Origin of the sequence: Paenarthrobacter sp. YJN-D (assembly GCF_015040335.1) — a bacterium.
Lineage (GTDB): Bacteria > Actinomycetota > Actinomycetes > Actinomycetales > Micrococcaceae > Arthrobacter > Arthrobacter nicotinovorans.
Genome location: NZ_CP053549.1, coordinates 1,306,603 through 1,319,544, shown reverse-complemented (window position 1 = coordinate 1,319,544; position 12,942 = coordinate 1,306,603). Strand labels below are relative to the sequence as shown.

The 12,942-nt window shown below is 64.4% G+C and carries 14 protein-coding genes; 9 read left to right on the top strand and 5 right to left on the bottom strand.

The annotated features are described in order from the left end of the window. Positions 1-25: 25 nt before the first annotated feature. The 5 genes from HMI60_RS06320 to HMI60_RS06300 all read left to right on the top strand — a co-directional run bounded on the left by HMI60_RS06320 (position 26) and on the right by HMI60_RS06300 (position 5,628). A complete protein-coding gene (locus HMI60_RS06320; RefSeq protein WP_193590766.1) occupies positions 26-1,291 on the top strand; it encodes a molybdopterin molybdotransferase MoeA in 1,266 nt (421 codons plus the stop codon). Continuing rightward, positions 1,279-2,157 (top strand): formate dehydrogenase accessory sulfurtransferase FdhD, encoded by an 879-nt coding sequence (gene fdhD, locus HMI60_RS06315; RefSeq protein WP_193590765.1) that lies wholly within the window; start codon positions 1,279-1,281, stop codon positions 2,155-2,157. The genes HMI60_RS06320 and fdhD overlap by 13 nt, the downstream gene beginning before the upstream one ends. Before the next feature lie 128 nt (positions 2,158-2,285). Then, positions 2,286-3,092: an IclR family transcriptional regulator gene (locus HMI60_RS06310; protein WP_018779506.1), complete on the top strand. Its 807-nt coding sequence runs from the start codon at positions 2,286-2,288 to the stop codon at positions 3,090-3,092. 267 nt (positions 3,093-3,359) lie between these two features. Continuing rightward, on the top strand, positions 3,360-5,378 hold the full coding sequence (locus HMI60_RS06305; RefSeq protein ID WP_227453667.1) for a BCCT family transporter: 2,019 nt from the start codon (positions 3,360-3,362) through the stop codon (positions 5,376-5,378). A gap of 73 nt (positions 5,379-5,451) precedes the next feature. Beyond that, on the top strand, positions 5,452-5,628 hold the full coding sequence (locus HMI60_RS06300; RefSeq protein ID WP_018779508.1) for a hypothetical protein: 177 nt from the start codon (positions 5,452-5,454) through the stop codon (positions 5,626-5,628). A gap of 97 nt (positions 5,629-5,725) precedes the next feature. Here HMI60_RS06300 and HMI60_RS06295 read toward each other — a convergent pair whose 3' ends face one another. Both HMI60_RS06295 and HMI60_RS06290 read right to left on the bottom strand, forming a co-directional pair. After that, positions 5,726-6,418, bottom strand: a complete 693-nt coding sequence (locus tag HMI60_RS06295; protein ID WP_026267414.1) for a fasciclin domain-containing protein — start codon at positions 6,416-6,418, stop codon at positions 5,726-5,728. 224 nt (positions 6,419-6,642) lie between these two features. Continuing rightward, positions 6,643-7,017: a VOC family protein gene (locus HMI60_RS06290; RefSeq protein ID WP_039239413.1), complete on the bottom strand. Its 375-nt coding sequence runs from the start codon at positions 7,015-7,017 to the stop codon at positions 6,643-6,645. A gap of 252 nt (positions 7,018-7,269) precedes the next feature. On the opposite strand from HMI60_RS06290, the gene HMI60_RS06285 reads away from it, so the two are divergent. Continuing rightward, on the top strand, positions 7,270-7,842 hold the full coding sequence (locus tag HMI60_RS06285) for a GNAT family N-acetyltransferase (protein WP_018779512.1): 573 nt from the start codon (positions 7,270-7,272) through the stop codon (positions 7,840-7,842). An 11-nt stretch (positions 7,843-7,853) separates the two neighbouring features. Here HMI60_RS06285 and HMI60_RS06280 read toward each other — a convergent pair whose 3' ends face one another. Continuing rightward, positions 7,854-8,618, bottom strand: coding sequence for an IclR family transcriptional regulator (locus HMI60_RS06280; RefSeq protein ID WP_193590763.1), 765 nt, complete (start codon positions 8,616-8,618; stop codon positions 7,854-7,856). A 187-nt stretch (positions 8,619-8,805) separates the two neighbouring features. Between HMI60_RS06280 and HMI60_RS06275 the strand changes: the two genes are divergently transcribed. Genes HMI60_RS06275 through HMI60_RS06265 form a run of 3 tightly spaced genes read left to right on the top strand, consistent with a single transcriptional unit; the run spans position 8,806 to position 11,458 of the window. Further along, a complete protein-coding gene (locus HMI60_RS06275; protein ID WP_018779514.1) occupies positions 8,806-9,537 on the top strand; it encodes a CoA transferase subunit A in 732 nt (243 codons plus the stop codon). A gap of 17 nt (positions 9,538-9,554) precedes the next feature. Then, positions 9,555-10,250 carry a CoA transferase subunit B gene (locus HMI60_RS06270; RefSeq protein ID WP_193590762.1) on the top strand — a complete coding sequence of 232 codons (696 nt, stop codon included), beginning with the start codon at positions 9,555-9,557 and terminating at the stop codon, positions 10,248-10,250. Beyond that, positions 10,247-11,458: an acetyl-CoA acetyltransferase gene (locus HMI60_RS06265; RefSeq protein ID WP_193590761.1), complete on the top strand. Its 1,212-nt coding sequence runs from the start codon at positions 10,247-10,249 to the stop codon at positions 11,456-11,458. The genes HMI60_RS06270 and HMI60_RS06265 overlap by 4 nt, the downstream gene beginning before the upstream one ends. A gap of 10 nt (positions 11,459-11,468) precedes the next feature. Here the strand turns inward: HMI60_RS06265 and HMI60_RS06260 are convergent, their stop codons facing one another. Both HMI60_RS06260 and HMI60_RS06255 read right to left on the bottom strand, forming a co-directional pair. Beyond that, positions 11,469-12,248, bottom strand: a complete 780-nt coding sequence (locus tag HMI60_RS06260) for an ankyrin repeat domain-containing protein (RefSeq protein ID WP_193591140.1) — start codon at positions 12,246-12,248, stop codon at positions 11,469-11,471. 42 nt (positions 12,249-12,290) lie between these two features. Then, positions 12,291-12,866, bottom strand: a complete 576-nt coding sequence (locus tag HMI60_RS06255) for a heme-binding protein (RefSeq protein WP_179128474.1) — start codon at positions 12,864-12,866, stop codon at positions 12,291-12,293. Between the last annotated feature and the right edge of the window lie 76 nt (positions 12,867-12,942).

Sequence of the window (12,942 nt, the reverse complement as noted above, 5' to 3'; positions counted from 1 at the left end):
AGCACCACCCAGGAAACGGACACCCATGCTTGCACAAGAGGAGTTAACAGCCGGCCTCCAGCGGAACCATGCCATGACGTGGGCCGAAGCCCGGCAACTGGCGTACCACTGCGCAGCTCCCCTCCCCTCCGCACCAACAAGCCTCGACGCGGCGATCGGCTGCACTTTGGCCCGCGATGTTGTTGCCCGGCAGGACCTTCCCCATTACGCGTCATCAGCCATGGACGGCTGGGCCATCAGCGGTGAAGGACCCTGGGCACTCACCGGGCCCGGGCGGCGCCTTTCTGCCGGAGAAGCCAGTGTCATTGCCACCGGAGGCCTCATTCCTGCCGGAGCCACCACCGTGCTCCGCAAGGAAAGCGGACAGCTGTCCGACGACGGGCACCTCACCTTGGGGCCGGAGGTGAAACCGGGCGAAACACTTCCCGGCCGCCACATCCGCCCGGCCGGCGAAGAAGCCACCGCAGGCGACATCCTCATACCCGCCGGCACCCTCCTCAATCCGGCACACCTTGCCCTGGCCGCGGTGGCCGGCCACGATCAGCTGCAGGTACAGCGCAAGCCGAGGGTCGCCGTCGTCATGACCGGTTCTGAAGTGGTCACCTCAGGTGACCCCGCGCCCGGACAGGTGCGCGATGCTTTTGGTCCGCAGCTCAATGCCGTCATCCCGCAATTGGGCGGAGTGCCGGACGGGCAGCTACGGATCGGCGACTGGTACGGAGAGTGGCTGGCGGCACTGGACGGCGCCGGTGACGGGCGGCGTCCCGAGGTGACGATCACCACCGGAGGCACCGGAAAATCCGGTACAGACCACTTCCGTGCCGCCGTTGCGGCGCTCGGCGGGCGGCTCCTGCTGGACGGGGTAGCCATGCGCCCCGGACATCCCGCCGTCATGGCCGAACTGCCGGACGGTCACTTCATCATCGGGCTGCCGGGCAATCCGCTGGCAGCCATGCTGGCCCTCATGACCCTGGGCGAACCCCTGCTCGCCGCCCTGGGAAACCGCCCCTTCCAGGAGGCCACTCCGCTGCTTTCCGGCGCCGACATAGAACCCGTTCAGGGAAAGACGCGCCTCATACCCTGCCGGCTCATCCACGGGCTGGTGTTCCCGGCCGCCCACGCTGGTCCCGGGATGATGCGCGGGCTCGCGTGGGCCGACGCGTATATGGCGGTGCCTCCGGAAGGAGCAGTGGCCGGCGAGCCGGTTCCCGTGCTGCCCCTGCCGTGGACAGCGCCCATCGGTAACCCGGGCCAGAACCAGCCAGGAAGGCCCTCCGTATGGCCCGCATGACGCAGCGCAGGAAAATCCACCGTTTCCAACTCGATGGGACGGGCGGCGAGCACCCTGTTCGTCACAAAGAGGACGTCCTGGCTGCCGAGGAGCCACTGGAAATCAGGATCGGTGGGACCTCCTTCGCAGTGACAATGCGGACACCCGGGGACGACTTCGATCTTGTGGCCGGGTTCCTGGTGTCCGAGGGGATCATCCGGAACCCATCGGAACTGCTCTCCCTGCGGTTCTGTGCCGGCGAAAAGGGCGGGACACAGACCTTCAATGTCGTCGACGCCCAGCTGCGCCCGGACGTGCCTCTGCCGGACACCAAACGCCACGTCTACACGTCCAGCTCGTGCGGCATCTGCGGAACCGACTCGATCGACGCCGTGCGCAAGACCATCCACTACGACGCGTCCCTGGATGGGCTGCGGGTTCCCGTTGATCTCCTGGCCGGGCTGCCGGACCGCCTCCGTGAGGCCCAGGCCGTTTTCGACAGGACCGGCGGTGTCCATGCTGCGGGACTCTTCAGGGTGGATGGTTCCGAGCCGGAGCTCCTGTGCCTTCGCGAGGACGTGGGGCGCCACAACGCCGTCGACAAGGTGGTGGGGTGGGCACTCCGCCAGGACCTGTTGCCGCTGACGGGCCTGGTCCTGCAGGTCTCCGGCAGGGCATCGTTCGAACTCGTCCAGAAGGCCGCGCTGGCCGGAATACCGGTCTTGTCAGCGGTCAGCGCACCCTCGAGCCTGGCGGCCGATCTTGCAGTGGGGACCGGCCTGACCCTGGTGGGCTTCAGCCGTGGCCACAGCCTGAACGTCTATGCAGGAAGGGAACGACTCATCGATTCTCGGGCCAACGTCCAGGAGGTGGCCGTCAGCGCATAAGTTACGAGTGCCCCATGATGTGAAAGAGTCCGTGTAAAACTCCGTCTAGGATGAGGAAAGACGAGGGTGCAGGCCGTTCAGGGCTACCAGGCCTAGGGCCGCCTGCCTGGACAACGACACGAGGCAGCATGGCCGCACGCAACAACCCGGACTTCGACAAGGACGCGGACGCCCAGGGCGGAGGCGTCCAGTCAGTGGACCGCGCCCTCCAGATCCTGGAAATCCTGGCCCGGGAAGGCGACGCCGGAGTGAGCGAAATCGCCGAGGAGATGGGCGTCCACAAATCCACCGTGTCCCGGCTTGTGGGCTCCCTGGTTGGCCGCGACCTCGTCCGGCAAAACAGCGAACGTGGCAAGTACCAGCTGGGCTTCGGCATCCTCCGCCTGGCGTCATCCATTCCCGGCAGGCTGAGTGTTGTCCACGAGGCACGGGAAGTGCTGGAGGCCCTGGCTCACGAGTACAAGGAGACGGTCAATCTGGCTGTCCTGAGGTCCAACTATGCGGTCAACGTGGACCAGGCGATGGGACCGTCGACTTTGGCCACCTATGACTGGGTGGGGAGCCTGACGCCGTTGCATGCCACGTCGAGCGGCAAGGTTCTCCTGGCAGCACTGACGGCAGACGAAAGAACCCAGGTTTTCAAGGCGGTTGGGCTGCCTGCACGAACGCCCCGCACGGTGACGAACCGCGGAGAGCTGGAGAAGCAACTGCTGGACGTGGCCCGCAACGGATACGCCACGGTCCACGAAGAGTTTGAGATCGGCCTCACCGCCGTGGCTGTGCCCATTTTCAACCACACCGGCAGTGTCATTGCCGCCGTGAGCATCTCCGGTCCGGCGTTCCGTTTCTCGCCAGAAGAGCAGCCGGGCCTCATCGATGGACTGCGCGAGGCCGGGCTGAGTATCAGCGCCAGGATGGGCTACAGGCCCCGTTAGTCCGGACCCGTAACCAGCTCTTCCCCCGCGGCGCTCTTGGCGCAACGGTCATCATGATAGGCAACACCCCACGTCAAGGCCAATTGATATATCAAGTGGCCGTCAAAGACGGGAAAAGCCTTGACTTTGATGTGTGACGGGGCGCACTCTGTTGCTTAGCGCGAATGTTGTTGATTCATGCGGAACGTTCCTAACCTTCTCCGAACGCACAGTCCAAGGCCGTGCATCAACGCAAAACCCATGACTCGCCGAGCAAAGGACCCGCTCATGGCTACAAACAGTGACATAAAACCGTTAACACCTGAGGAGTTGCCTGCCGACGATCGTCCGGCAGGCAGTCCAGCAACCCGACCCGCCCACGTGGAGCTTCCTGAAGAAGTCATCAGCAGCTCCCCCGATGCAACAAACCCGGCAGCCCTCAACGACGAGGATGGAGGCGCAGAGACTCTCCCCGATTCTGAAGAATACGATCAGATCCTGGTGGAACTGCGCAACGCCAAGACCGAGCAGGCCGTCTCCGCCCGCCGGAACCAGAAACTTACCCTCGACAAAGTCACCTTCGGGATCACGGGCGCCATCGCCGTCGCCTTCGTGGTCTGGGGCTTTGTCGGACGCGACAGCCTTTCGGAAACATCCAAAGGTGCCCTGAACTGGGTCATGGAATACACAGGCTGGCTCTTCATGGTCCTCGCCTCCTTGTTCGTCGTCTTTGTCCTGTGGCTGGCCCTGGGCAAATTCGGCAACATCCCGCTGGGCAAGGACGGCGAGAAGCCCGAATTCCGCACCGTCTCCTGGGTGGCCATGATGTTCGCCGCGGGCATGGGCATCGGCCTCATGTTCTACGGCGTGGCTGAGCCTCTCTACCACTACATCTCGCCCCCGCCAGGGACCGTGGACGGCCGCACGCCCGCCGCCATCCAGACCGCCATGGCCACCTCGATCTTCCACTGGACCCTCCACCCGTGGGCCATGTACGCAGTGGTTGGCATCGCCATGGCCTACGGGACCTACCGCCTCGGCCGCAAACAGCTGGTCTCCGCAGCGTTCACTTCGCTGTTCGGCATCCGGATGGTCGAAGGGCCGATCGGAAAGTTCATCAACATCCTTGCCATCTTTGCCACCCTCTTCGGAACCGCTGCTTCCCTGGGCCTCGGCGCCCTGCAAATCGGCAGCGGCATGACGTCCAACGGCTGGGTGGGTGAGATCGGCACTCCCGTGCTGGTGGTCATCGTCGCCGTCCTGACGTTCTGCTTCGTAGCATCAGCGGTTTCCGGCATCAGCCGCGGAATCCAGTGGCTGTCCAACATCAACATGGTCCTGGCCGTGGTGCTTGCACTCATCGTCTTCGTTGCCGGCCCCACCCTGTTCATCCTCAACCTGATCCCCTCGGCCATCGGCGACTACGCCCGCGACCTCGCGGAGATGTCGTCCAGGACAGAAGCCGTGGGCGACGACGCGTTGCGCAGCTGGATGACCAGCTGGACCATCTTCTACTGGGCCTGGTGGATCTCCTGGACGCCCTTCGTTGGCCTCTTTATCGCGCGCATCAGCCGCGGCCGCACCATCCGCCAATTCGTTACCGGCGTGCTTCTGGTCCCCAGCGTTGTCAGCGTGATCTGGTTCGGCATCTTCGGCGGAGCCGCATTCCACGTCCAGCAGGAAGCGGACAAGGCCGGTACGCCCGGCCTGGTGACCACGACCAACGGGGTCCCTTCAGTCAACTTCGACGGCGCACTCTTCGACCTCGTCAAGAACCTGGGAATGCCCGGCTGGGCCACGGCCGCTGTCATTGTCCTGGCCATGGTGCTCGTGGCGATCTTCTTCATCACCGGTGCCGACGCGGCCTCCATCGTCATGGGCTCACTCAGCTCCAACGGTGCTGAGCACCCCCGCCGTGCCGTGGTCATCTTCTGGGGAAGCCTCACCGGTGCTGTTGCAGCGGTCATGCTGCTGGCTGGTGGTGATGAACCATCCGAAGCCCTGTCCGGATTGCAAAGAGTCACCATCGTGGCGGCGCTGCCGTTCGTGATCGTCATGCTGCTGCTCTGTTTCGCCCTGACCAAGGACCTGCGGCGCGATCCCCTGTCGCTGCATAAGCGACTTGCCACCTCGGTGGTTGAACGAGCCATCCGGACCGGTGTCGAGCAACACGGCGGCGTCCAGTTCGACCTCGTCACCAAGCATGAGTGCGCCGGGAAATGTAACGAGTCCGATTGCCCCGGAGGAACGGCCACAGGGACCATACCGCTCGTCGGCAAACCCCAGCTGAACTCCGAAGACAAGTGACCGGCTCCGCCCCAAGCACTTCACCTGCACAGTTCTTTACCTGCACAGTTCATCCCACATAGTTAGGGCCCGCATGTCTTACATCTCAACCACCGACGGAACCCTCCGGCTCAGCCACCAGGCAAACGACGTGACCCTCACCTTGGACGCCTCCAAGCCCATGACGCTGCGCATCGAGGTTGACCGTTGTCCCTGCGGCTCGGAACACAGCCGCCCCGGTTCCTACGTCGACAGCGACTTGAACAACTAGCACCGCAACTTAACAGCAAAGCAGGCGCCGGATTCTTCCGGCGCCTGCTTTTGTTTGTACTGCTGTGGAGCTGTTTGTACCGCTGTGGGGCCTGGGCCTACTTGGGCATCAGCACCGAGTCAACCAGGTACACCGTCGCGTTGGCGGTCTGGACGCCACCGCAGATGACGTTGGCACCATTCACGGTGAGGGCGTCCTTGGTGCCTGCAACAGTCACTTCGCCGCCCTCTACAGTCTTGTGGGTGCCTACGATCTTGTCCGGGGACAGCTGGCCGGGGACTACGTGGTAGGTGAGGATCTTGCTCAGCAGGGCGTCATCGGTCTTGAGCGTTTCGATGGTGGCCGGGTCGATCTTGGCGAAAGCGTCATCAACCGGTGCGAAGACCGTGAATTCGCTGCCGTTCAGGGTGGAGACCAGGTCAACCTTGGGGTTGAGCTTGCCCGAGACGGCGGCGGTGAGGGTCTTGAGCAGCGGGTTGTTGGAAGCAGCGGTTGCTACCGGGTCCTTGGCCATTCCTGAGACCGAACCGGCACCGTCCGGAACCTGTGCGGCGTAGCCGGCGCAGCCGGGGCCTACAAGGTTGGCGGCGGGATCCATGGCGGCGCTGCTCATGGGGGACGACGACGGCGACGGTGCCATCGACGACGGAGCCGCGGAGGAACTCATCGGGGCGGGTGACGAAGAAGAGGGCGAGCTGGAGGTGCTGGATCCACCACAGGCAGTGAGCCCGAGAAGGGTGGCTGCAGTGAGGCCAACGAAGGCGAGGGCGGGGCGCTTTGTGGACAACATGTCATTCTCCTTGTTTTTGGAACCAGGGCGTTGGGTCCATTGGGTGGTGGGACACGGGCTGCAGGTACCGCTTTTGCTGTACCTCCGGTTTGTGTCTCACCAACTATTCGGAGGATGGGGCAGGGTGGATGGGTGCGGATTGAAAAAGTTTTTCGAACACTTTGAAACCGGGTCCACTTATGGCCCGCGGTGAGGCCATGCCGGGCCATAAGTGAACCCCGTTCTTACAAGTACGGCCGCGTGATGAGTTCGAGCGCGTGGCCCGAAGGGTCTTTGAAGTAGACGCCCCGGCCGCCGTGCTCGGTGTTCGTCTCACCCGGGCGGGTCATCTGCGGATCGGCCCAATGTTCGACGCCGGCACTCAGCAACCGCTGATAGGCGCGGTCGAAGTGTGCGTCGTCCACGAGGAACGCATAGTGCTGCATCTGGATCTCCACCGGCGGCTCAGCGAACTGGAGCATCACTCCTCCAGCCAAAGTGAGGTTGCTGAATGGCCCCCAGCCGGGAGCTTCGTCGGCCTCGAGGATGGACCGGTAGAACCTGGCAGAAATTTCGCGGTCAAGGGACGCGATGATGGTGTGGTTGAAAAGCGCTGGCATTCATGACTCCTTTTATGTGGGTTCGTTTCGATGGGTTGCTGGGTCATCGATCCACAAGGCGGAGCACGCTGGCGCGTCAGAGGTCGGCCGGGTAGCCGATCCGTGCAGGGCAGAAGCCCGATCCGGTCATCACGACCGCAAGCCTACCTGAGCCTCGCGGCAGTCCTGGCATATTTCCCGCCGTCGCCCCAAAACCCGTCCACCCGCCGTCGTCCGTTGCCCACCACCGGCCCGGGTGACAGGATGGGCGGCATGGCTATCGAGGTGAGACCGGCGACGGTGTTCGATGACGTGAAGACCATGGTCGGTCCCAAGCGCCCCGATTCCAACGTGTGCTGGTGCCTGAGTTACAGGATCCCGTCCAGGCTGAACCAAAGCCTCCAAAGACAGGAGCGCGGGAAGTACGTCGAGAAGCTGGTCGCCGAAGACCCGCCTCCCGGGGTGTTGGCGTACGACGGCGACGAAGTAGTTGGGTGGGCAGCGGTGCACCCGCGCGCGGACACCAGTTTCGCGACGAACCGAAAGATCCCGCAGGTGGACGATGCCAAGGTGTGGTCCGTGTGGTGCATCCGTGTGCGGCCCGGGCATCGCGGCAAGGGCATCTCCCACGAGTTGCTGCGCGGAGCCATCGAATTCGCCAAGAGTCATGGCGCCCCGTTCATCGAGGGCTATCCCGTGGACAACCAGGGCGGCAAAGTGGACCTGACCATGGCTTATGTGGGTACGCGAAAGCTCTTCGAGAAGGCCGGCTTCAAGAAGGTGGCCGAGACGACGTCCGTGCTCAACGGTTTCCCCCGGGTACTCATGCGCCTGGACCTGCGCTGAAAACCATCCAACTAGGTGCCCTGTAACCGCGCCGTCATCCGGTGCGCTTCCTCGAGCAGCAGCTTGCCCAGGAACTCCTGCCGGTCAGGGCGGAACCGTGGCTCGATCCCCGTCAGGGACAAAGCCCACGCCGGCCGGCCCTGGGGGTCAAACACCGCAGCCCCCATGCCCCAGCTGCCTTCAAGAATCAGTCCGGGATTCACGGAGTAGCCGGTCAAACGGGTCTGCTCCAGGTTGTCCCGCACCACGTCCGCGGGGTGTCCTGAAGCGAAGTCTCCCGCATGTGCCGGCCAATCCGCCAGGAGGGACTCTTGCTCCTCAAGAGGCAGGAAAGCCATGATCGCCGTTCCTGCCGAAGCGATGCCCAGCGGAAAGCGGACGCCCTCGTGCAGCACGAACGACCTCACAGGGAACGAACCTTCTTCACGCAGCACGCACACTGTTTCATTGCCCCGGCGGATGGAGAAGAACGCGCTCTCCCCGGTTTCGGCTGCCAAGCGGCGCAATGACGGGCGGGCAATGTCTTCCATGGGAAAACGGGCCGCCGCCACCGACCCTAACAGAAAGACTTCCGGCCCCAACACCCATTTACCGGAGCTTGAATCGTGTTCCAGCAGGCCCTCCGCAGCCAGCGAGGTCAGTAGCCGGTGCACAGTTGGCCTGGTCAGCCCGGATTCACGAACCAAACCCGCCAACGAGGTGCCCTCGGGTTTCCGTCCCACCAGCCGAAGCAGCAGCGCTACGCGCCCCACCACTTGCGCTCCCTGTACCGTCACCACGACCTCCTGAAGATTTCATCCACAATATGGACAGCTTCCACCATAGCGTCCATAGGGTGAGTAGCCAACGGGAGAGAGCATTGACCCGTCCCCCCAATAAACCTAGGCTCCAAGGAAAGACCGCATTGTCCACAAAGTGGATGCCACTCAGCAACACTCAACATCACTCAACGAGGAGTCCACCATGTCCAAGATCCACGCGAGCGCAGCCCAAGCGCTCCATGACCTGATGGCAGACGGCCTGACCATCGCCGTCGGAGGTTTTGGCCTCAGCGGCATCCCCGCCGACCTGATCGACGCCGTTCGCGCGTCGGGCGCCAAGGATCTGACCATTGTTTCCAACAACATGGGCGTGGACGGCAAGGGACTGGGCGTGCTGATCGAGGCGGGCCAGGTCCGGAAGGTCATCGCATCCTACGTGGGCGAGAACAAGCTCTTCGCCGAGCAGTATTTGGCCGGCCAGCTGGAGGTCGAGTTCACCCCGCAAGGCACCCTGGCCGAACGCCTTCGTGCCGGCGGCGCCGGAATTCCCGCTTTCTACACGCGGACGGGCGTGGGCACCCTGGTTGCCGAAGGCAAGCCGCTGGAAGAGTTCGACGGCGTCACGTACGTCCGCGAGCGCGCCATCACTGCCGACGTCGCACTGGTCCACGCCCACACCGCGGACACGGACGGCAACCTGGTGTACCGCTACACCGCACGGAACTTCAACCCGGTGGTGGCCACGGCAGGCACCGTAACTATTGCCGAGGCGGAGGTCATCGTTGAACCGGGCGAGCTGGACCCTAACCACATTGTCACCCCGGGCGTCTACGTCCAACGGCTTGTCCAGGCAAGCAACCGGGTCAAGGACATCGAACAGCGCACAGTCCGCCAGCGTGCTGAAGCGCACCACGCCGAACCCCTCACGGTCTGAAGCAGAAGGAGCAAACCATGGCTTGGACACGAGACCAGATGGCCGCGATTGCGGCAGAAGAACTGAACGACGGCGACTACGTCAACCTCGGCATCGGCATTCCCACGCTGGTGGCCAACAACCTGCCCGATGGCGTGCGGGTAGTCCTCCAGAGCGAGAACGGGCTACTGGGCATGGGTCCGTTCCCTTATGAGGGCGAGGAAGACGCCGACCTTATCAACGCAGGCAAGCAAACAGTCACCATCACCCCCGGCGGGAGCATCTTCGACTCCGCAACCTCGTTCGGCATGATCCGTGGCGGGCACGTGAAGGTAGCCATCCTTGGCGCCATGCAGGTGTCCGGCAGCGGCGACCTCGCCAACTGGACCATCCCCGGCAAGATGGTGAAGGGCATGGGCGGTGCCATGGACCTGGTGGCCGGGACCCCACGCGTCGTGGTCCTGACCGAGCACAACGCCAAGGACGGTTCGGCCAAGATCGTCACCGAATGCACCCTCCCCCTCACGGGGCTCCGCTGCGTGGACCGGATCATCACGGACCTGGCCGTCTTCGACATCGTGCCGGTTACGGAAGGGCACGACGGCGGCACCCGCCTGCTGCTGACCCGTCTCGCCCCGGGCGTCACCGTGGAAGAGCTCCGCGACAAGACCGGGGCCGGGTTCGCGGTAGCGCTCGCCTCTGTTGAACACACCCTCGAAGGAGCCAACGCATGAGCCTCAAAGACCAGTTCGGCAAAGACATCCTGCTCACGGGATGGGGCCACAGCAAGTTCGGGAAGTTGACCGATGAGACGCTGGAATCCCTGGTGGTCCAGGTGGCCGGGGAGGCCATCAGCAACTCCGGGCTGGACCCCAAGGACATCGACGAGATCTACCTCGGCCAGTTCAACTCCGGCATGCAGCCGCTGGGTTTCACGTCATCCCTGGCACTCCAGCTCTCCGCGGACCTGGCCAACGTCCCCGCGACCCGGACGGAGAACGCCTGCGCTTCCGGGTCCGCCGCCTTCCAGCAGGGCGTCAAAGCCGTGCTGGCCGGGACTGCCCGGAACGTGCTGGTGATCGGTGCGGAGAAGATGACCGATGCCGGAGCCGACGTCGTGGGGGCAGCGTTGCTCGGCGCTTCCTACGAAATGGCTGGTAAAGCCTCCAGCACCGGATTCACGGGCCTCTTCGCGGAGGTCGCCAAGCATTATGACAAGCGCTACGGGGCGGGCATCACCGGTCCCGGTGTCCAAGGCCTCGGCGACGTCCTGGGTTCCATCGCCGCCAAGAACCACCGCAACGGCATGGACAACCCTTACGCTCAGATGCACCGCGACTTCGGCGAGGAATTCTGCCGGACCATTTCGGACAAGAACCCCATGGTGGCCGAACCCTTGCGCCGCACCGACTGTTCGCCGGTCTCGGACGGAGCTGCCGCCGTCGTGCTGTCATCGTCGGCGACCGGGGGCGCAACCGCCCCCGTGCGCCTGGCTGGGTTCGGTCACGCGAACGATTTCTTCCCCGCAGAACGCCGCGATCCCACCGAATTCGCCGCCACCAGGGCGTCGTGGGAGCGCGCCTTCGCCATGGCCGGCGTCGGCATTGAGGGGCTGGACTTCGCCGAGGTTCACGACTGCTTCACCATCGCCGAACTCATCATGTACGAGGCCATGGGCCTGGTTCCCCGCGGTGAAGGATCGCGGGCCATCACGGAGGGTTGGGTCTACAAGGACGGCAAGCTCCCCATCAACGTCTCCGGCGGCCTGAAGGCGAAGGGCCATCCTGTGGGCGCCACCGGTGTGTCGCAGCATGTCATCGCCGCGATGCAGCTCAGCGGCACAGCCGGCGACATGCAGTTGCCCCACGCCCGTCGTGGAGCCGTCCAAAACATGGGCGGCGTGGGAATCGCCAATTACGTGAGCGTGCTGGAAGCCGTCTAGCCCATCTACGTCAGCGGGACCGGATCAGCGCCGCGATCTCCGTAAACCCGAGCCGCTCTGCATTTTGCAGGGCGGTTCGGCCTTGCGGATCGCGGATGTCCGGGTTGGCTCCGGCCGCGAGGAGTTGCCGGACCACGTCCTGCTGCTTGGGGCCGCCGTTATTGAGGAGGATGGCTTCCTGCATGGCGGTCCAGCCCAGGTTGTTGACGTGGTCCACGGGCACGCCGGCTGCGATAAGGATCCGAACAGTGTCCGTGTGTCCGTGTTCGCTCGCCGGGATCAGGGCAGTGCCGCCGTAGCGGTTGGTGCTGCGCACGTCCGCCCCCGCTGCCAAAGTCAGCTCCAGGACTTCGTTGAAGCCCTCCGCGCCGGCATACAGGAACGCGGAGTCCTGGATGTCGTCCTTGGCGTTCACGTTTCCGCCGGCCGCGATCAGCTCCCGGACCCTGGCAACGTCGTTGGCCTTCGCGGCGAGGATCAGGAGTCGGTCGGTTTCCATTTGGGCCTCCGGTGTCAGTGTGGGCGGCACGGCAGCCGACGACGTCGGGCCGGGACCCGCGCTCGACGGCGCGGCTGAAGTGGGGGCTGCCTGTGTCGGCGCTTGGTCGGACGGTGAGGCGCCGGACGGTGAGGCGCCGGACGGTGAGGCGGCCGCCGTCGAGCTCTGTGTAGTTGACGGCCCGGGCGACGACGGCGCGCACCCGGCCACGAGCCCGACCAGCACCAACCCCGCCCCCACCACCCGAGTTTTTGTCCAGATATCGCCCTTAAGACGCTCCCATAAGGGCATCACGTGTACAAAAACGCGGGCGCGGGTGGTCATGGGTCGAGGCTACTTCGCCGCTGCGGCCAAGGCTTCTGCACCGGCGGTGGCGCAGGCCTCGTCGAGGGCACCGTCGGGAGCGCCGCCAACACCGATGCCGGCAACAGAAACGCCGTTGACCTTCAGCGGAACTCCACCGGCCAGGAACAGTGTGCCGGGGAGGTCGGCGATCGAGGGACCGTTGCCGTTGATGCGCTTGGCCAGCTCGCTCGTGGGAGCACCGAACGCGGCAGCCGTGTAGGCCTTCTGCTTGGCAGCTTCGATGGTGTGCTCGGCGGCGTTGTCACCGCGGAGGACCGCCTGGACGGTGCCGAAGCGGTCCACCAAAGCGACGGTAACGAATGGCAGCTTGTCCGCTTGGCACTTGGCCAGTGCGGCATTCACGGCTTTGCTGGAAGCGCCCACGGTGATGCGGTTCTGCGCCACGACGTTCTCGGGGGCGGGCTGCACATCAGCGGCAACCTTTGCAGGCGCGGCCTCAGGTGCCGCGACAGGTGCCACGGCGTTGGCCACAGCCGTGATTCCGCCGGTGAGCAACAGCGCTCCGGCAGCAGCGGCGGCAATCATCTTGTTGGACTTCTTCACGGGGGTTCTCCTTCGGGACTGCATGGACATTCCGGGTACACATCCATGCTTCCCGGACGGCCCCGTTGCCACATCG

Excerpts from the sequence above, each read along its gene's own strand:
- HMI60_RS06305 (WP_227453667.1), top strand. The coding sequence starts at position 3,360 with ATGGCTACAAACAGTGACATAAAACCGTTAACACCTGAGGAGTTGCCT.
- HMI60_RS06260 (WP_193591140.1), bottom strand. The coding sequence starts at position 12,248 with ATGCCCTTATGGGAGCGTCTTAAGGGCGATATCTGGACAAAAACTCGG.
- HMI60_RS06290 (WP_039239413.1), bottom strand. The coding sequence starts at position 7,017 with ATGCCAGCGCTTTTCAACCACACCATCATCGCGTCCCTTGACCGCGAA.
- HMI60_RS06270 (WP_193590762.1), top strand. The coding sequence starts at position 9,555 with ATGGCTTGGACACGAGACCAGATGGCCGCGATTGCGGCAGAAGAACTG.
- HMI60_RS06300 (WP_018779508.1), top strand. The coding sequence starts at position 5,452 with ATGTCTTACATCTCAACCACCGACGGAACCCTCCGGCTCAGCCACCAG.
- HMI60_RS06320 (WP_193590766.1), top strand. The coding sequence starts at position 26 with ATGCTTGCACAAGAGGAGTTAACAGCCGGCCTCCAGCGGAACCATGCC.
- fdhD (WP_193590765.1), top strand. The coding sequence starts at position 1,279 with ATGGCCCGCATGACGCAGCGCAGGAAAATCCACCGTTTCCAACTCGAT.
- HMI60_RS06295 (WP_026267414.1), bottom strand. The coding sequence starts at position 6,418 with ATGTTGTCCACAAAGCGCCCCGCCCTCGCCTTCGTTGGCCTCACTGCA.
- HMI60_RS06275 (WP_018779514.1), top strand. The coding sequence starts at position 8,806 with ATGTCCAAGATCCACGCGAGCGCAGCCCAAGCGCTCCATGACCTGATG.
- HMI60_RS06310 (WP_018779506.1), top strand. The coding sequence starts at position 2,286 with ATGGCCGCACGCAACAACCCGGACTTCGACAAGGACGCGGACGCCCAG.
- HMI60_RS06285 (WP_018779512.1), top strand. The coding sequence starts at position 7,270 with ATGGCTATCGAGGTGAGACCGGCGACGGTGTTCGATGACGTGAAGACC.
- HMI60_RS06265 (WP_193590761.1), top strand. The coding sequence starts at position 10,247 with ATGAGCCTCAAAGACCAGTTCGGCAAAGACATCCTGCTCACGGGATGG.